Below are 17,286 nucleotides of genomic sequence, written 5' to 3'. Positions count from 1 at the left end.
CCGGGATTTAAGGGGAGGCGGACGCCCGTTGCCGTCGCCTCCCCCTTTTCTCTTCGCGGCCGGATGTGCCGCTCTGTGGCGAGTTAACAAATGAAGGCAGCGCGATACGGGCTCTGGTTCATCCTCCCTTTGCTGGCGGGCTGCACCGCCACCACGGACGGGAGCGACCTGCTCTGGCGTGGAACGGACTGGCCGACGCTCCATTCGCCCATCGCGCGCGATGCGGCGATGGAAGCGCGGATCGCGGGCATCGTCCGTGGCATGACGCTCGAGCAGAAGATCGGCCAGATGACTCAGCCCGATATCCGCTCCGTCACCCCCGACGACGTGCGCCGCTATTACATCGGCTCGGTGCTGAACGGCGGCGGCGCCTGGCCGGGGATGAAGAAGGATGCGCCGGTCACCGCCTGGACGGCCCTCTCCGACGCCTATTACCGCGCATCGATGTCGACCGACATGGCGGTGCAGATCCCGGTGATCTGGGGCACCGACGCGGTGCACGGCCACGGCAATGTCGCCGGCGCAACGTTGTTCCCGCACAATATCGGTCTGGGCGCCGCACGCGATCCGGACCTGATCCAGCGGATCGGCCGCGCCACTGCGAGGCAGGTCCGCGCCACCGGCATCTCCTGGGTGTTCGCGCCCACGCTTGCGGTAGGTGAGAACCGCCGCTGGGGCCGCACCTATGAAAGCTATTCGAGCGATCCGGCGATCGTCGCTGCCTATTCGCGCGCGCTGGTCCATGGCCTGCAGGGCGGGCTGACCGGCGACGGCGACGTGGTCGCCACCGCCAAGCACTATCTCGGCGACGGTGGCACCTTCGACGGCGTCGACCAAGGCGAGAACCGCGCCACGCGCACGCACATGATCCAGGTGCACGGCGCCGGCTACTATCCCGCGCTCAAGGCCGGCGTGCAGACAGTGATGGTCTCCTACAGCAGCTGGAACGACGTCGCCGCCGGCAACGACTATGGCAAGATGCACGGCAGCCGCGCGCTGGTCACCGAGGTCCTCAAAGGCAAGCTCGGCTTTGACGGATTGGTCGTATCCGACTGGAACGGCATCCAACAGGTGCCCGGCTGCACCAAGGATCACTGCCCCCAGGCAGTCAACGCCGGCGTCGACCTGATCATGGTGCCCGACGACTGGAAGGCGTTCATCGCCAACACTGTGGCGGACGTGCGCGAGGGCCGCATTGCCATGACGAGGATCGACGATGCGGTCACCCGTATCCTGCGCGTCAAGCTGCGCGCCGGGCTGTTCGACCATAGTCCGGTCGCCAGCGCCTTTGCCGGCAGGGCCGAGGCGCTCGACGCACGCGAACTGGGCCGCGAGGCGGTCCGCAAGTCAGTGGTGCTGCTCAAGAACCAAGGCGTATTGCCGCTCGCCCCCGGCAAGCGCGTGCTGGTCGTGGGCGCAAGCGCGGACAGCCTCTCCAACCAGACCGGTGGCTGGTCGCTCACCTGGCAGGGCACGGAGAACAGCAATGCCGACTTCAAGGGCGGCACGACGTTGCTGGCGGCACTGCGGGACGCACTTGGCGCTTCCAACGTCACTTTCTCCAAGGACGCAGTTGGCGTCGATCCGAGCAGCTTCGATGCAGTGGTCGCGGTGCTCGGCGAGACACCCTATGCCGAATATAACGGCGACGTGCGTGCGCCCAAGCCGGTGGCGCACAGCGCGCTCCACCCGGCCGATCTCGCGGTGCTCCAGCGCGTCTCGGGCAAGGGCGTGCCGGTCGTGTCGGTGCTCTATTCGGGGCGCCCTGCCTATGCCAACGACCTGATCAACCTGTCCGACGCGTTCATCGCCGCCTTTCTGCCCGGCACCGAGGGCGAGGGTCTGGCCGACCTGCTCGTCGGCGGACGCCACGACTTCACTGGTCGCCTCTCCTTCGCCTGGCCGGGCTCGGCCTGCTCGACCGGGGAGAACACCGACAGCATCGTCCAGTTCGCCCGCGGCTACGGCCTCAGCTACGCCAGGCCCAGCCGCGTCGATGCGCTTCCCTTGCCAAGCGTGCCCACCACCTGCAAGACCTCCCCCTAGGAGAGGGCCATGCAGCAACTCAAGCGCATCCTGATCGTGGGCGGCGGCACCGCCGGCTGGATGACCGCGGCGCTTCTCGGCAAACTCTTCCAGGGGCTGTACGAGATCACGCTGATCGAGAGCGAGGAGATCGGCACGGTCGGCGTCGGCGAGGCGACGATCCCGGCGATCAAGAAATATAACGAGTTGCTCGAACTGGACGAGAACGACTTCATCCGGCGCACCCAGGGCAGCTTCAAGCTCGGCATCGAGTTCGTCGACTGGACGCGGCTGGGCGATGCCTATTTCCATAGCTTCGGCGTGATCGGCCAGGACCTGGGCTGGCTGCGCTGCCACCAATATTGGCTCAAGATGCGCGCCCGGGGCCGCGCCGCCGATTTCTCCGCCTATTCGATCAACTCGATGGCGGCACGCGCCAACAAGTTCATGCGCGCTGATCCCAAGATGGCCGAGAGCCCGATCGGCCATATCGCGCACGCATTCCAGTTCGATGCCGGGCTCTATGCAAAGTATCTGCGCAGCTATGCCGAGGCGCACGGGGTGGTGCGCCGCGAGGGCAAGGTCGCGGACGTCACGCTGCGCGGCGAAGACGGCTTCGTCGACTCCGTCACCATGGCGGACGGCGAGACGATCGCCGCGGACCTGTTCATCGACTGCTCGGGCTTTCGCGGCCTCATCATCGAGCAGGCGATGGGGACCGGCTATGAGGACTGGACGCACTGGCTGCCCTGCGACCGCGCCATCGCCGTGCCCTGCGCGCGAACCGAGCCCTTCACCCCCTATACCCGCGCCACCGCGCTCGCCGCCGGGTGGCAATGGCGCATCCCGCTCCAGCACCGCACCGGCAACGGGCACGTCTATTCGAGCGCGCATATCTCGGACGAGGAGGCGGAGGCCCAACTGCTCGCCAATCTCGACGGCGAGCAACTTGCCGAGCCCAATCGCCTCCGCTTCACCACCGGCAAGCGCAAGCGGATCTGGAACAAGAACTGCGTCGCGGTCGGGCTCGCCTCGGGCTTTCTCGAGCCGCTCGAATCGACCAGCATCCACCTGATCCAATCATCGGTGATCCGGCTCGTCCGGCTGCTTCCCGACCGCTGCTTCGATCCCGCGACCATCGCCGAATTCAATCGCCAGACCGACTTCGAATATGAGCGCATCCGTGACTTCATCATCCTCCACTACAAGGCGACGGAGCGTGACGACACGGCGTTCTGGCGCCAGTGCCGCGACATGGAGGTCCCCGACACGCTCCGGCGCAAGATCGACCTGTTCGCCGCCAATGGCCGCATCTTCCGCGAGGATGAGGAGCTGTTCTCCGAGGAGAGCTGGATCCAGGTGCTGCTCGGCCAGGGCGTGATCCCGCGCGGCTATGATCCGCTGGTCGACATCAAGCCCGACTCCCAGGTCGAGGACTATCTCGGCAACATCCAGCGGGTGATCGCCAAGTGCGTGGCGCTGATGCCGAGCCACGCCGATTTCGTGGCAAAGACGTGCGCGGCCTAGCGCCTCAGACGCTTCTGCAAGCCGGCGAGCAGCATCTGCCGCATCTGGGCGATCGCCTCGGGCGAGGTGGCCCCAAGCACCCCGCGGGCCTCGGGCGGCAGATGCGCACCGGGATCCCCCTCGGTCAGAAAGACATAGCGATCGAACATCGCGCGCCAGGCGCGGCGCTGGTCGGGCGGCAGGCTCCTGAGGCTGACGAAGCCATGCATCATCGCTTCCCAAGGCGAAGCATCGCGCACCGGATCCCACCAATAGTTCACCAGCACGTTGAAGGCATCGAGCGCCTCGACGTGATGATACCATTGGTACGGGATGTAGATCGCATCGCCGGGACCCAGCTCGGCGACCAGCGCTGCGTCCATCGCAGCGGCGAAGCGCGGATAGCGCTTCAGATCGGGCGCGGTGAGATGGACCATGCTCACCTGCACGCCCGCCGGCGTCGGGTCGAACGGGCCCATATAGAGGTTTGCCACCTGCTCGGGCGCGAACAAGGTGAAGCGTCGGCGCCCGGCGGCGACCACGGCGATGTTCTCGGTCGGGTCGTGATGGATCGCGACCTTGGCCGCGTTGCCGATCCAAAGGCGCGGCGAGACGCCGGGGACAAGCAGCATGGGGTTGGCCTCGGCGAAGCCTGGCATCAGCTGCGCGGCAGGCAGGCCCTGCAGCGCCACCGCATCCGGACGTGCCGCCTCGGCCTGTTCGGCGAGCAGGTCGAGAAACGCCGCGAACGGCGCCTCCTCGCGCGTGAAGTTGCGCGAGCCGATGGTGGCGCCGTAGTGCATCCGCCCTTCCACCTGGGGCGGCGCTCGCATGTAGAGGACGCTGCCGGGCAACGCGAGCGCGCGCAGATAGGCGGACGCATCCGCGGCGCGCAGGAACGGCCAGTCGGCAACGAGACCCCGCATCACCGCCGGTTCGCCGCCCGTCCGGATCTCCTCGAACCTGGCGGGGGTGACGTCATGCAGGATGCGAATGGGGGTCATGACCGGGGAAGCCTATCAGCCCGCTCCAACCGCGTCGATCCGACCGCCGCCCCCCGCTCGTAGAAGGAGGAGAGACTTGATGCGCGCCGTGCTTGCCCTCGCCCTGCTCGCCGCCACCGCCGCGGCGCCCGTCCCCCCGTCGCAGGTCGAGGTCTGGCTGACCTTGCCCGACAAGTCCGCGTTGCTCGCGCGGCAAGCCCCGCTTCCGCTGAAGCGAGGTACTGCCGGCACGATCACAGTCGATCCGGCCAAGCGCTACCAGCGCATGGTGGGCTTCGGCGCGGCGATCACCGATGCCTCGGCCTATCTGATCCAGCGCCGGCTGAACTCTCAACACCGCACCGCATTGCTGCGCGAGTTGTTCGGCAGCGAAGGCCTGGGCTTCGCCTTTACGAGGCTGACGGTCGGCGCCTCGGACTTCTCGCGTAGCCACTACAGCTATGACGACATGCCCAAGGGGCAGACCGATCCCGGCCTTTCCCGTTTCTCCATCGCGCCGGCGCGGGAGGACGTCTTGCCCACCGCCCGCGCCGCACGGACGATCAACCCGGAGCTCGCGGTGATGATCTCGCCCTGGAGTGCCCCGGGGTGGATGAAGTCGACGGACTCGCTGGTGAAGGGCACGCTGCTGGAGACCGCCTATGCGCCGTTCGCGCGCTATCTCGGCAAGACCGTTCAGGCCTTCGCCGCCGAGATCGGGCCGATCGACTATCTGAGCATCCAGAACGAGCCCGATTTCGAGCCGGAAGATTATCCCGGGATGCGCTTGAGCGCAGCGCAGCGCGCCCGGATCATCGGCGACCATGTCGGCCCGGAATTCGCCCGGATGGGGCTGAAGACCAAAATCCTCGACTGGGACCATAATTGGGACAAGCCCGAGCATCCGCTCGGCACGCTCGCCGATCCCGCCGCCAACCGCTACGTCGCGGGCGTGGCCTGGCATTGCTATGGCGGCGACGTCTCGGCGCAGAGCAAGGTTCGCGATGCCTTTCCCGACAAGGAGGTGTTCTTTACCGAATGCTCGGGCGGCAACTGGTCCGGTCCCTGGGCGGACAGCTGGAGCTGGACGCTACGCACGCTGGTGATGGGCGCCCCGCGCAACTGGGCGCGCGGCGTGCTGCTGTGGAACCTCGCGCTCGACGAGAAATATGGTCCCCATCTCGGCGGCTGCGGCGATTGCCGCGGCGTGGTGACGATCGACAGCCGGACCGGCGCGATCACCCGCAACCCCGAATATTATGCGCTGGGCCAGGCATCGCGCTTCGTCCGTCCCGGCGCCTGGCGAATCGGCGCGACCAACGAGCCGGGCGGGATCGAGACCATCGCCTATGCCAACCCCGACGGGAGCCGCGTGCTCATCGCGTTCAACGCCGCCGCGGCGGCACGGGACCTCACGGTAAGCGCGGAAGGGCACCGCTTCGCCTATCGCCTGGCCCCGCAAGGCGCGGCGACCTTCCGCTGGCAACGCCCGCGTTGAGCGGAGCCGCCGCCTCTTCCCGCTTCGCCTTTGCCAGCGTGACCGCGCTGTTCTTCGGCTGGGGGTTCATCTGTGCCAACAATGATCCGCTGCTGGCAGCCGCGCGGCGTGTTTTCGGCCTGGGCTACACCCAGGCGCTGCTCACCCAGATCACCTCCTTCGCCGCCTTCTTCCTGATGTCGCTCCCCGCGGCCGCGATGCTGAGCCGGCTCGGCCCGATCCGTGCCATCTGGGTGGCGCTCGCCAGCATGACGGCCGGATGCCTGGCGATGCAGTTCATCCGCTTTCTGCCCGATTTCACCGTCGTGCTCGCCGCTGTGTTCGTGCTGGCCAGCGGCGTCACTGCCCTCCAGGTCGCCGCCAATCCGCTAGTCGCAGCGCTGGGGCCGCCCGAGCGAAGCCACTATCGGCTCACCCTCGTCCATTCGTTCAACGCGCTGGGCATGGTGTGCGGCGTGCATTTCGGCGCCGGCTTCGTCCTGACCGGCCCCGCCTTCCAGTCGACCGCACCGATCCGCTCCGCCGCCGAACGGGCCTCCGGCATCGAGGCGATGGCCCAAGCCTATCTCGTCATGGCGCTGCTCCTGGCATGCCTCATCGCGGCGACGATCGCCACGCGTCGTACCATCGCCGCCGCTGCGGCACCCGAGCCGCCTGCTGCCGGCGGTGCGCTTACCGCGCTGCGCTCGAGCTGGGCGTTGCTGGGGGCGCTCGGTATCGCGCTCTATGTCGGCGCGGAGGTGACGATCGGAAGCATCTTGATCCTCTATCTCGCCCAGGCTGATACGCTCGCCCTGCCCCTCGATACCGCCGCCGCCCGGGTCGCGAGCCTTTATTGGGGCGGTGCTCTTGTGGGCCGGTTCGTCGGCAGCTGGCTGCTGCGCCACCTGCCGGCGGCACGCCTGCTGACCACGGCCGGGCTGGCCGCGGCGAGCCTGTGCCTGGCGTCCCTGGTGCTGCCTGGTCCGGCCAGCGCCTGGTGCCTGCTCGCGACGGGCCTGTGCAATTCAATCATGTTCCCGACGATCTTCGCGCTTTCCCTTGAACGCTCCGCAGCGCCCGCGACCGCGACGTCAGGGCTGCTGGTCCTGGCGGTCGGCCCGGGTGCGGCCTTGCCGCTCCTGGCCGGCGGCATCGCGGATTGGGCGGGGCTCCGCTGGGCCTTTGCCGTGCCGGTGCTCGCCTATCTCTACATCGCGGGGTTTGCGTTCGCCGCAACCGGGTTCACCAAGGATCAGCACGGGCATTCGCCTCCGCTGTTTTCATGAGCGAAAGCGCTGCGCCAAATCGAAGCGGCGATCGCAATCGGCAACTTCTCCAAAACTCGCGATGAGGGAGGGCTGAAAACCGGTAGTCGACCGCTGAATCGCGTTACCCGGATATCACCCGCTCCCCGGCACCACGCCTACGCATTCCGAAGCGATTTGACCGCGTGGTCGACCGCCCGCACGGTGAGAGCCATGAAGGTGAGCGACGGGTTCACGCAGGACACGGACGCCATTTGCGCTCCATCGGTCACGTACAGGTTCGAGGCGTCGTGCGCCTGGCTCCAACCGTTGAGCACCGACGCGCGCGGGTCGGTACCCATGCGAGCGCCGCCCATTTCGTGGATGGCGTCGCCCGGCACATGCTCACGCTGCGAGCTGGTGACATTGCTCAGGCCCGCGGCCTTTAGCATCGCCTCGCCCTGGGCGCGAGCGTCCGCCATCATCCGCAACTCATTCTCGCGGAAACGGACGTCGAAGCGCATCAGCGGAACGCCGAACCGGTCGACCTTGTCCGCGTGCAGCGAGACGCTGTTGTCCCGGTAGGGAAGGCATTCGCCGAACGCGCCGATGTGCAATCTCCAGGGCGCGTACTGGCGCATGCCCTGCTTCATCGATGCACCGAAACCGACCGGCGCCGCAGGGGGACGGTGGGCGCCGCCCTGATAGCCATAGCCGCGCTTGAAACCGACATCCTCGTCGCGGCCGACATTGCGGAAACGCGGAATGTAGATGCCGCCTGGGCGGCGCCCATATTCGATGTACTCGGTCATGCCTGGAATCTCACCCTCGATCCCGACACGGAAGATGTGGTCCATCACATATTTGCCGAGCGTCCCGCTGGAATCGAAATGGCTGCGACCGCTGCCAGCCGGTCGCGAGTTCATCAGGATCTGCACCGACGCCATCGCCGATGCACACAGGAAGACGAGGTCGGCACTGACGACTTCAGCCTGGCGGGTCTTTGCGTCGATGAAGCGGACGCCCGTCACGCGCCTCTTGACCGGATCATATTCAAGGTTGGTGACGACTGCGTCCGACCTGAGCGTCAACCGCCCGGTCGCGCGCGCGGCGGGCAACGTCACCGCCTGGGTCGAGAAATAGGCGCCGAAGGAGCAGCCATTGCCGCATTGGGCGCGGAACTGGCATTTGGTGCGGTTCTGCTCGGGCTTGTCCTCGGTGATGTTGGACAGGCGGGCGTTGATCAGCTTGCGGCCGGGGAACTCGGCTTCGAGCCGCTGCTTGAACCACTTTTCCGCGATGTTCATGGGCACTGGCGGCTGGAACTCGCTGTCGGGAAGATGCGGCAGATTCTCGCGCGAGCCGGATACGCCGATATATTTCTCGACCTTGCTGTACCACGGCGCCAGGTCGTCATAGCGGATCGGCCAGTCGCCATCGATGCCGTCGCGCTTGTTGGCTTCGAAATCCTCCGCGCTCCAGCGAAAGCTCCAGCGCCCCCAGATCAGCGACTTTCCCCCGACCGCGCCGGGCCGGATCCAATAGAACTTGCTGCCTTCGTCAAAGGCATAGGGGTTCAGCCGGTCGTCATTGTAGAAGTGCCGGTTGCTCGGCGAGACATAGCCGTGCTTCGCGATGAAATAATCGCTGTCGGTCAACGGCTTGGGCATCATGTTGCGCGCCGGGACCTCATAGGCCGGCTTACCGTCATAGGGATAGTCCTCACCATGCTCGACCATCACGCCGCGATCGAGCATGAGGACGCGCAGACCCTTCTCGGTGAGTTCTTTCGCCGCGAAGCCGCCGCTGACGCCCGACCCGATGACGATTGCATCGAACCTATTGGTCGAAGCCATAATCTCTCTCTCCTGTTCGGTCAGAAGCGCAGCGCGCGCAGCGTCTGAAAGCTCGTGGTGACGTCGGGAAGATAGGGCGCTGGCGCCTGATCGTTCTCGACATAGAAGTGGCGGACGCCGGCACTGCCCTTGCGCCTGAACAACGCGGCGAAGTCGATCGTGCCCTGCCCCACCGCGGCCATGCTGCGGTCGGCGCGCATGTCCTTGACGTGGTAGGCATAGAGGCGGCCAGCCAACCGGTCGATCAGCGCGGCCACATTCTCGCCAGCCCGCGCGGCCCAAAACAGGTCCAGCTCGATCTTTACGACCGCGGGATCGGTTTCCTTGAGCAGGCGATCGAACAGGCTGACGCCGTCCGGCTTCAACGTGAACTCGAAATCATGGTTGTGATAGGCAAAGCCCAGCCCGGCCTCCTTCAGTTCGGCGGCAAAGCGACCGATGTTCGGCAATGCCGCCCGCCAGCCGGGCCCGGTACGATGCTCCTCCGTCATGTACGGCAGCACGACGGTGTCGGCCCCGAGCGTCTTGGCAAGAGTCACTTGCCGGCCGAACTGATTGAGCAGCGCGTCGTAACCGACATGGATCGATGGTGCCTTCAAGCCCAGCCGATCGAGCGCCTTGCGCAGCATGACGGGATCCATCGCGTCATATCCGCCACCGCCGAACTCGACCTCGCGATAGCCGATGGCCGCGACCTGCTCGAGCGTCTTCACCGGATCCTTCGCGAAGAGTTCGCGCAGCGTATAGAGCTGAAGGCCGATCGGCCTGCGCGCCGCGGCCGCCGCCGGGAGACACGCCACGGCGGCGGCGCCCGCGGCCCCTGCCAGCAGGGTTCTGCGTGCGATCATGAAGAATACACCTTGTTGACCTGAGAATAGAGAAATTCGCCGTTATACTCGCCCGGCACCGGAAGATATTCGCGTTCCTGCGTCATCCCGATCTCCGATGTGTAGTAGCCAGCGATGACGAGCTGGCGGAACGGCTCAAAGAACCCGCCCGCGCCGTCCAGCTGTCCGTTCATCGCCAGCGTCAGCAGCGCGTCCTGCTGCTCGACGGTCGCCTTGGCCGCCGGCACGCCATAGTCGCGCATGCTGCGTGCCTCGATCGCGTCGAGCCCGGCGATGATCGGCACACGATCCCCCGGCATCGCCCAGTCGGCCAGCATCTTTTCGATGAAATCCGGCACCCCCGCGGCGATCGCGCCGGGCGTATCGGTCGTCGGAATCACGCGGTCGCTCAGCGCCGACATCGCTGCACGCTGGGCGGGCGTGAACACCCGCACGCTCGGCGGTCCCTCCGAGATGACGGGAATATCGCCGCGCGGCGAGGTTCCGGCCGCCCGCGCGAGCGGCGCGAACAGCGACGCGCCGAACATGCTTGCCACACCTGCCAGAGCGGTTCTGCGGTTGATCATTTTGCGCCTCCGGGAAGATCCTGCGGGATTGCGGCCTCGGACAGCGGGCGCACCCAAATGTTGCGGAACGAAACCGCCGATCCGTGGTCCTGCAGTTGCAGCGGCGCCGCGTCCGGATGCGGCTGATAGGCGGCGACTCTGCGCCAGACCGTGGTGCCGAGCATCGCCTGGCGGTTCTGCACCAGCACGCCGTTCAAAAAGACGGTGACGTAGGCAGGGCGCAGCAGCTTGCCGTCCGCCGCAAAGCGCGGCCGCTCGAACACGATGTCATAGCTCTGCCACTCGCCGGGCTTGCGCGCGGCGTTCACCAGCGGCGGCTTCCATCCATAGACGGCACCGACCGTGCCGTCGGCATAGGTCGGGTTCTGATAGGCATCGAGGATCTGGACCTCATAGCGTTGCATGAACCAGATGCCGCTATTGCCGCGGTCTTGCGATGAATCCTTGGGCGGGTTGGGCGAGCGGAATTCGAGATGGAGCTGAACGTCGCCAAAGCTCTGGCGTGAGACAAGATTATTGTCGCCGCCACCCGGCGGACGGGGTGGCACCGTGATCGTGCCCTCGGCGACGGTCCATGGCGCCAACTGGGCTTGCCACGCGTCGGCCGACAGGATCATCGCATCGGACGGCGCACCACCCGGCGTCGCTGCCGGCGTCACCACCGCGGGGGCGGGCCGGTCCGCATCATGGACGCGCCACTTGCCGTCCGGCAGCATCGGCGTGTCCTTGAACCCCGGCTTCTCCTGCGCGGATGCGCTCGCGATCGCGATCCCTCCGGCGATCAGGCAACCGGCCTTGCGCATGCGCGTCATGCCTCCCCTCCTTGTCGATCGATGTTGCGATAGGCGGCGATCAGGCGATCCTCGCCCGCGCGGTCCTTGGTCGAATTTCCGTGCTCCATCCCGATCACGCCGGTGTAGCGCTTGGCGCGGAGCCATCGGACGATGTTCGCGTAGTTGATCTCGCCGGTCCCCGGCTCCTTGCGGCCGGGATTATCGCCGAATTGGAGATAGGCGATCTCCGCCCAGCAAGTCTCGAGTGCCGGAATGAGAATTCCCCGACTGAATCTGCTCATGATAAAGGTCGGCGAGGATCTTGACCGCTGGGCTGTCCACCCCACGCGCCACGGCATAGCCCTGGGCGATCGTCTGCAAGTACACGCCGGGATGGTTGGTGCGCGTGTTCAGCGGCTCCATCACCATCGTCAGCTTGTGCGGCGCCATGATGTCACCGGCACGGCGCATGACGTCGATGATCCGCGCGGTCTGGATATCGGCCGGCACACGCGGATCGAGGAAGCCCGGCACCACCGTCATCTGCGTCGCGTTCAGCCGTTTGGCGACATCGACCGCGCCCCGAATGTCGGCGAGGAAGGCCTCGCGCTCGCCATCGTCGTTGCCCCCGAGCAATGGCCGCGACTGCGCCCATTTGGGCATGCTCGCGACGAACACACCCATCCGCAGCCCGCGCTGGGCGAGCGCCTTGGCCATCCGCTCCTGCTCGTCGATCGGGCGCTTCGCGGCCTCATTGTCCTCCCACGCCCGGAAGCCTTGATCGGCGGCGTACGCGATCTGCTCGATCAGGCCGCCCCGGCTCGCGAAGCTGCCTTCATGCGGCGCATAGGCGAGCGAGAAATGCGCGGCGTTGGACGCGGTGCCCTGCGCGCCTGCCAATGCCGCGACGGGCAAGGCCATTCCTCCTGCGAGCAAGCTCCGGCGCGCGATCGGCCACATCACTTTGCGCTCTCGGCCTTCAGAAAAGCGATGATCGCGGCGCGCTTCGCCGGATCGGGCGTACCGATCGGCATCCGTGTTCCGGGCACCTTCTTCGACGGATTGGCGAGGAACGCGTCCAATGTCTTCTCATCCCACTTCAGCTTCGAGCCCTTGAGCGCCGCAGAGTAGCTGACGCCGGGCACCGAAGCGGCGGGCCTGCCGATGATCCCGTAGAGATTGGGACCGAGCCCATTCTTGCCGCCCTTATTGGTGGTGTGGCAGGCACGGCACGCAGCAAACGCCGGCGGTGCCGCGGAAGGCTTGCCCTGGGCAAATACAGGCGCGAATGCAGCGCCCGAAGCTGTTAGCGCTACCATTCCCGTTGCCAGACCCGCAATAAGCTTCATTTGAACTCTCCAACCAACTTCTTGTTTTGTCTCGCTATATCCGCGTTACCCGCTTCCGAACATAGTCCATTTCTCGTCCGATGCCGCATTAGCGGCGACCGTCTCGACAAAGCGCATCGTGCGCAGTCCATCGGCGAGGCCCGGAAACCACCCTTCAGTGCCTGGCGCAATATCCGATGCGGATCCGCCATGCCGGACGGCAGCCGCGAATGCGCGGTAAATGTTCGCAAAGGCCTCGAGATAGCCTTCCGGATGCCCCGCTGGAGTTCGAGTCAGCGCCAGCGTGCGGGGATCGAGGCCGGGGCCGCCGGTCCGCACGATCTCGGCGGGCCGGTCGAGCCACCGCAAGCTCAGCGTGTTCGGCTCCATCTGCGACCATTCAAGGCCGCCCAACTCGCCATGGACGCGCAGCTTGAGGCCATTCTCTTCGCCGGCCGCAACCTGACTGGCCTTGAGCACGCCACGTGCACCGCCGTCGAAGCGCAGCAGTGCGCTCACATCGTCGTCCAGCAGCCGCCCCGCGACGTGCGTCGTCAGCTCCGCGCAAACCATCTGCGTCCGCAGGCCCGAGACATGCTCGGCGATCTGGAAGGCATGGGTACCGATGTCACCCAGGCATCCGCCGATCCCTGCCCGCGCCGGATCGGTGCGCCATTCCGCCTGCTTGTTGCCGTCCTTGTCGATCGGCCGGCTGAGCCAGCCTTGCAGATACTCCGCCTGCACCAGCCGGATCGCACCGAAATCGCCCCGCGCAACGCGGGTGCGCGCCTCTTCGACCAGCGGGTACCCTGCATAGGTGAAGGCCAGTGCGAACAGCCGTCCGCTGATCTTCGCCGACCGCTCGATCGCCTCGGCTTCCGCGACGCTCATCGCCATCGGTTTTTCGCACAGCACGTGGAAACCCGCGTCGAGCGCGGCGATCGCCACGGGCGCGTGGAGATGGTTGGGCGTGACGATCGCGATCGCATCGACCCGCTCTCCCAGCGGCAACGCACGCTCGCGTTCCACCAATTGCTCGAACGTATCGTACACGCGATGCGGATCGAGCCCGAGCGTCTCCCCCGTCCGCGAATTGCGCCCCGCATCGGTGCTGAAGGCGCCGGCAGTCATCCGCCACTCGCCGTCGATCGCGGCCGCGATGCGATGTACGGCACCGATGAACGCGCCTTCGCCGCCGCCCACCATGCCGAGCCGGAGAGGCCGCAGAGCCATTCTAGAGCCCCAGCAGCGCGCGGATCGCGTCCCGGTCGACTCCGCTTGCCGCGAAATCGTCGAAGGACCGCTCGGTCAGACGGATGATGTGATCGCGAATGAACGGCGCGCCTTCGCGGGCGCCGTCCTCCGGGTGCTTGAGCGCGCACTCCCATTCGAGCACCGCCCAGCCGGTATAGCCATATTGCGCCAGCTTGCTGAAGATGCCGACGAAATCGACCTGCCCGTCGCCCAGCGATCGGAAGCGCCCGGCGCGATCCACCCAGCTCTCATAGCCGCCATAGACCCCCGAGCGCCCGGTCGGGTTGAACTCGGCATCCTTCACATGGAAACACGAAATGCGGTCGTGATAGCGGTCGATGAAGTCGAGATAGTCGAGCTGCTGCAGTACATAATGCGACGGGTCGAACAGGATGCGCGCACGCGGATGGCCGTCGACCGCCACGAGGAACCGCTCCCAGGTCGCACCGTCGTGGATATCCTCGCCGGGATGAATCTCGAAGGCGCAGTCGACGCCAGCTTCCTCGAACACGTCGAGGATGGGCACCCAGCGACGGGCGAGTTCGGCAAAGGCTTCCTCGACCAGCCCCGCCGGCCGCTGCGGCCACGGATAGACATAGGGCCATGCCAGCGCCCCGGAGAAGGTCGCATGGGCCTTCAACCCAAGATTGGCGCTCGCCCTGGCGGCAAGCTTGACCTGCTCGACCGCCCAGAGCTGGCGCTCGGCGGGGTTGCCGTGCAGTTCAGGCGGGGCGAAGCCGTCGAAGAGCTGGTCATAGGCCGGGTGCACCGCGACGAGCTGACCCTGCAGATGAGTCGAAAGCTCGGTTGGCTCGACGCCATAGCCTGCAAGCTTGCCGCGCAGATCGTCGCAATAGCCCTTGCTCTCCGCAGCCAACCGCAAATCAAACAGCCGCGGATCGCAGGGGATCTGGACTCCCTTGTAGCCAAGCTCTCCGGCCCATTTGGCGAGCCCGTCCAGCGTGTCGAACGGCGCCGTGTCGCCCATGAATTGGGCGAGGAAGATCGCTGGCCCCTTCATCGCATTCATGTGGTGGCTCCCGTCTTGCTATCATCGCGGAACAGGAGCTGGAACAGCACGGTGATCACCACGGCCGCGATCGCCGGATACCACCACATCTGCTGCCAGTCGGCGATCGTCGGCGCCGCGGGCAATTGCGCATAGAGCAGCCCGCCGATCTGCGAGCCGAGCAGCATGCCCACGCCATAGGTGAACAGCGTCAGCATCCCCTGCGCCTGAGCATTGACCCCCTTGGGCATGGCGATCGTGCCCGTGTAGATCGCGCCTGCGACGAAGAAGAAGTCGTAGCAGACCCCATGCAGCGCCACGCCGAGGTAGATCGCCCAGAGCGCGTCCCCGCCATCGCCGATCGCGAACAGCGCATAGCGCAGCGCCCACGCCGCCATGCCCACCAGCAGCAGCGGCTTCACGCCGAAACGACGGTAGAGCCACGGCATCGAGAACATGAATGCCACCTCGGACATCTGTCCGATCGCCATCGTGCCGCCGACATTCGCGATGCCCGCTGCACCGATATAGGCCGAGGCATAGGCATAATACATGGCCAGCGGGATCGAGATCAGCGTCGCGCAGACCACGAAGATCAGGAAGGAGCGCTGCCCAAGCAGGCTGAATGCCTCGACGCAAAGCACCTGGCGTACCAGCCCTTCGCCGCGCGGAGCATCCGGCTCCACCTTGGGGAGAGTCAGGCTGTAGATGCCGAGCGCGATCGACGCGACCGCCGCGACACGGAAAATCTCGGGGCTTGCCGACAGGCCCAGCCAGCCGATGATCAGGCCCGCGACAATCCAGCCGAACGTGCCGAAGACCCGGACGAAGGGGAAGCGATCGGTGCGCTCGCCAAAGCTCTTCAGCGCGATCGTATTCGCGAGCCCGACAGTCGGCATGTAGAGGATCATGTAGCCGAGCAGCACCCAGACGAAGGTGCCGCCCGTCTCCGGGGTCAACAGCGCCGGCAACGCCAGGAGGACCGCGCCGCCGGCCAGATGGAGGATCACCATCAGCGCCTTGGGGCTGAGATAGCGAGTCGCGGTCATGCCGAGCAGGAAGGACCCTGCAATCGATGCGATCGGGCCGACCGAAAAGGCGTTGGCGATGAGATTGCCGATTCCGACGGTCTGCATGACCAGCCCGAGAGTGGCGGCGGATGCGCCCCAGACGAAGAACTGAAGGAACATGAGGAGGCTCAGCCGCCCCATGAGCATTCCCGAACCCGGATGCGAAGCGCCATCCAGCACCTCATTCGCCGTGGTCATGCGATCCCCCCTCGATGTAGTCGTTCTTTTCGCGACTCAGGCTAAGCAGAACAAGCGCAGATGTAAAGGATTACATCGAATTTTGTCGACAGGCTGCACGGCAAGCGACATGAAGCCGTGATGCCAACAATTATTGACGTCGCCGCGGTCGCCGGCGTCTCCACCGCTACGGTTTCGCGCGTACTGAGCCAGCCCGAGCGGGTGGCGGAATCGACTCGTCTGCGGGTGCTCGAGGTCGTTCAATCGCTCGGCTATTCCCCCAACGTCGCGGCGCGGACGTTGCGTACCTTGCGAGCCGCCAAGATTTTGCTGACCGTGCCCGACATCTCCAATCCGTTCTTCGCAAGCATCATCCGCGGCGCGGAGGAAGCTGCGCGCGACGCGGGCTATGCGGTGGTAGTCGGCGACACCCGGCACGACCCGCAAGTCGAGGACCAATATGCGGAGATGCTGTCGCGCCGCGAGGTGGACGGGCTCATCTTTCTCGGCCACCGGCTGCCGGAGAATCTGAGCCCGCTTCTGTCGCGGCCGGGCATCGCGGCGCCGGTCGTGAACGGCTGCGAGTACAGCCCGGACCTCGGCGTCCCCAGCGTGCATATCGACAATGCCGCCGCGAGCAGTGATGCGGTCGAGCATCTGATCGAGTTGGGCCATCGCGATATCGGCATCGTCACAGGCCCGCTCATCAGCCCGATCACCCGCGACCGCCTTTCCGGTGCCATGGGGGCCGCCGAGCGGCGCGGCCTGAAGGATCGCCTGCAAGTGCGGAACGGCGACTATTCGGCGAAGCTGGCGTTCGAGCTGGCGAGCGACCTGCTCAAGCGGAACGTCACCGCGATCTTCTGCTTCAGCGACGAAATGGCGATGGGTGCGATCAGCGCGATCGGCGCGGCCGGCCTCACCTGCCCCGGGCATGTCTCGGTCGCCGGCTTCGACGACCTTCCCACCGCCCGCTTCTTCCAGCCCGCGCTCACCACCGTTGCTCAGCCCAAGGGGCTGATCGGCCAAAGGACCGTCGAACTGCTGGTCGAGATTCTGCGCGATCCGGAAAGCCCGATCCAGCAGATCACCCTGCCCCACGAGCTCATCGTCCGCGACAGTACCCGGCCGGTTCGCGGTGAGGTTGCGCTGCCCTAGGCAGACTTT

16 protein-coding genes are annotated in these 17,286 nt (G+C 66.2%); 5 read left to right on the top strand and 11 right to left on the bottom strand.

Annotation, left to right across the window (positions count from 1 at the left end; all coding sequences use genetic code 11):
* Positions 1-90 precede the first annotated feature (90 nt).
* The gene (locus ACO227_RS13800) at positions 91-2,046 is read left to right on the top strand and encodes a glycoside hydrolase family 3 protein (RefSeq protein WP_423602414.1); all 1,956 of its coding nucleotides are present in this window, start codon (positions 91-93) and stop codon (positions 2,044-2,046) included.
* Between the two features lie 9 nt (positions 2,047-2,055).
* Positions 2,056-3,552 carry a tryptophan halogenase family protein gene (locus ACO227_RS13795; RefSeq protein WP_423602413.1) on the top strand — a complete coding sequence of 499 codons (1,497 nt, stop codon included), beginning with the start codon at positions 2,056-2,058 and terminating at the stop codon, positions 3,550-3,552.
* Here ACO227_RS13795 and ACO227_RS13790 read toward each other — a convergent pair.
* A complete protein-coding gene (locus ACO227_RS13790; RefSeq protein ID WP_423602411.1) occupies positions 3,549-4,535 on the bottom strand; it encodes a cupin-like domain-containing protein in 987 nt (328 codons plus the stop codon). The genes ACO227_RS13795 and ACO227_RS13790 overlap by 4 nt on opposite strands.
* Before the next feature lie 79 nt (positions 4,536-4,614).
* Between ACO227_RS13790 and ACO227_RS13785 the strand changes: the two genes are divergently transcribed.
* Both ACO227_RS13785 and ACO227_RS13780 read left to right on the top strand, forming a co-directional pair.
* A complete protein-coding gene (locus ACO227_RS13785; protein WP_423602410.1) occupies positions 4,615-6,012 on the top strand; it encodes a glycoside hydrolase family 30 protein in 1,398 nt (465 codons plus the stop codon).
* Positions 6,009-7,280, top strand: coding sequence for an MFS transporter (locus ACO227_RS13780; RefSeq protein WP_423602409.1), 1,272 nt, complete (start codon positions 6,009-6,011; stop codon positions 7,278-7,280). The genes ACO227_RS13785 and ACO227_RS13780 overlap by 4 nt, the downstream gene beginning before the upstream one ends.
* A 137-nt stretch (positions 7,281-7,417) precedes the next feature.
* On the opposite strand, the gene ACO227_RS13775 is transcribed toward ACO227_RS13780, so the two are convergent.
* The 10 genes from ACO227_RS13775 to ACO227_RS13730 are packed head-to-tail and all read right to left on the bottom strand — an operon-like array spanning position 7,418 to position 16,140.
* Positions 7,418-9,094: a GMC family oxidoreductase gene (locus ACO227_RS13775; protein WP_423602407.1), complete on the bottom strand. Its 1,677-nt coding sequence runs from the start codon at positions 9,092-9,094 to the stop codon at positions 7,418-7,420.
* A 20-nt stretch (positions 9,095-9,114) separates the two neighbouring features.
* A complete protein-coding gene (locus ACO227_RS13770) occupies positions 9,115-9,942 on the bottom strand; it encodes a sugar phosphate isomerase/epimerase family protein (protein ID WP_423602405.1) in 828 nt (275 codons plus the stop codon).
* Complete coding sequence (locus tag ACO227_RS13765; protein ID WP_423602403.1) at positions 9,939-10,508, bottom strand: gluconate 2-dehydrogenase subunit 3 family protein; 570 nt, start codon at positions 10,506-10,508, stop codon at positions 9,939-9,941. The genes ACO227_RS13770 and ACO227_RS13765 overlap by 4 nt, the downstream gene beginning before the upstream one ends.
* Entirely contained in the window at positions 10,505-11,320 is an 816-nt protein-coding gene (locus ACO227_RS13760; RefSeq protein ID WP_423602402.1) for a 3-keto-disaccharide hydrolase, read from the bottom strand. Before ACO227_RS13760 ends, ACO227_RS13765 begins: the two co-directional genes overlap by 4 nt.
* Entirely contained in the window at positions 11,317-11,583 is a 267-nt protein-coding gene (locus ACO227_RS13755; RefSeq protein WP_423602401.1) for a hypothetical protein, read from the bottom strand. The genes ACO227_RS13760 and ACO227_RS13755 overlap by 4 nt, the downstream gene beginning before the upstream one ends.
* Positions 11,501-12,202 carry a TIM barrel protein gene (locus ACO227_RS13750; protein ID WP_423602400.1) on the bottom strand — a complete coding sequence of 234 codons (702 nt, stop codon included), beginning with the start codon at positions 12,200-12,202 and terminating at the stop codon, positions 11,501-11,503. The genes ACO227_RS13755 and ACO227_RS13750 overlap by 83 nt, the downstream gene beginning before the upstream one ends.
* A 38-nt stretch (positions 12,203-12,240) precedes the next feature.
* Complete coding sequence (locus tag ACO227_RS13745; RefSeq protein WP_423602398.1) at positions 12,241-12,630, bottom strand: c-type cytochrome; 390 nt, start codon at positions 12,628-12,630, stop codon at positions 12,241-12,243.
* Positions 12,631-12,675: 45 nt separating this feature from the next.
* Positions 12,676-13,842: a Gfo/Idh/MocA family protein gene (locus tag ACO227_RS13740; protein ID WP_423602396.1), complete on the bottom strand. Its 1,167-nt coding sequence runs from the start codon at positions 13,840-13,842 to the stop codon at positions 12,676-12,678.
* Position 13,843: 1 nt separating this feature from the next.
* A complete protein-coding gene (locus tag ACO227_RS13735; RefSeq protein WP_423602395.1) occupies positions 13,844-14,893 on the bottom strand; it encodes a sugar phosphate isomerase/epimerase family protein in 1,050 nt (349 codons plus the stop codon).
* Entirely contained in the window at positions 14,890-16,140 is a 1,251-nt protein-coding gene (locus ACO227_RS13730) for an MFS transporter (protein ID WP_423602394.1), read from the bottom strand. Before ACO227_RS13730 ends, ACO227_RS13735 begins: the two co-directional genes overlap by 4 nt.
* 120 nt (positions 16,141-16,260) lie before the next feature.
* Here ACO227_RS13730 and ACO227_RS13725 point away from each other — a divergent pair, with 120 nt between their 5' ends.
* Entirely contained in the window at positions 16,261-17,277 is a 1,017-nt protein-coding gene (locus ACO227_RS13725) for a LacI family DNA-binding transcriptional regulator (RefSeq protein WP_423602392.1), read from the top strand.
* The last annotated feature ends 9 nt before the right edge of the window (positions 17,278-17,286 follow it).

It is taken from the genome of Sphingomonas sp. MS122, assembly GCF_049532975.1.
Classification (GTDB): Bacteria; Pseudomonadota; Alphaproteobacteria; order Sphingomonadales; family Sphingomonadaceae; genus Sphingomonas.
Note: the sequence above shows the minus strand (reverse complement) of the source record. Positions and strands in the feature narration are given on the sequence as shown.

Coding starts and splice junctions, on each gene's coding strand:
- ACO227_RS13800 (WP_423602414.1), top strand. CDS start 91: ATGAAGGCAGCGCGATACGGGCTCTGGTTCATCCTCCCTTTGCTGGCG.
- ACO227_RS13795 (WP_423602413.1), top strand. CDS start 2,056: ATGCAGCAACTCAAGCGCATCCTGATCGTGGGCGGCGGCACCGCCGGC.
- ACO227_RS13790 (WP_423602411.1), bottom strand. CDS start 4,535: ATGACCCCCATTCGCATCCTGCATGACGTCACCCCCGCCAGGTTCGAG.
- ACO227_RS13785 (WP_423602410.1), top strand. CDS start 4,615: ATGCGCGCCGTGCTTGCCCTCGCCCTGCTCGCCGCCACCGCCGCGGCG.
- ACO227_RS13775 (WP_423602407.1), bottom strand. CDS start 9,094: ATGGCTTCGACCAATAGGTTCGATGCAATCGTCATCGGGTCGGGCGTC.
- ACO227_RS13770 (WP_423602405.1), bottom strand. CDS start 9,942: ATGATCGCACGCAGAACCCTGCTGGCAGGGGCCGCGGGCGCCGCCGCC.
- ACO227_RS13765 (WP_423602403.1), bottom strand. CDS start 10,508: ATGATCAACCGCAGAACCGCTCTGGCAGGTGTGGCAAGCATGTTCGGC.
- ACO227_RS13760 (WP_423602402.1), bottom strand. CDS start 11,320: ATGACGCGCATGCGCAAGGCCGGTTGCCTGATCGCCGGAGGGATCGCG.
- ACO227_RS13755 (WP_423602401.1), bottom strand. CDS start 11,583: ATGAGCAGATTCAGTCGGGGAATTCTCATTCCGGCACTCGAGACTTGC.
- ACO227_RS13750 (WP_423602400.1), bottom strand. CDS start 12,202: ATGGCCTTGCCCGTCGCGGCATTGGCAGGCGCGCAGGGCACCGCGTCC.
- ACO227_RS13745 (WP_423602398.1), bottom strand. CDS start 12,630: ATGAAGCTTATTGCGGGTCTGGCAACGGGAATGGTAGCGCTAACAGCT.
- ACO227_RS13740 (WP_423602396.1), bottom strand. CDS start 13,842: ATGGCTCTGCGGCCTCTCCGGCTCGGCATGGTGGGCGGCGGCGAAGGC.
- ACO227_RS13735 (WP_423602395.1), bottom strand. CDS start 14,893: ATGAATGCGATGAAGGGGCCAGCGATCTTCCTCGCCCAATTCATGGGC.
- ACO227_RS13730 (WP_423602394.1), bottom strand. CDS start 16,140: ATGACCACGGCGAATGAGGTGCTGGATGGCGCTTCGCATCCGGGTTCG.
- ACO227_RS13725 (WP_423602392.1), top strand. CDS start 16,261: ATGCCAACAATTATTGACGTCGCCGCGGTCGCCGGCGTCTCCACCGCT.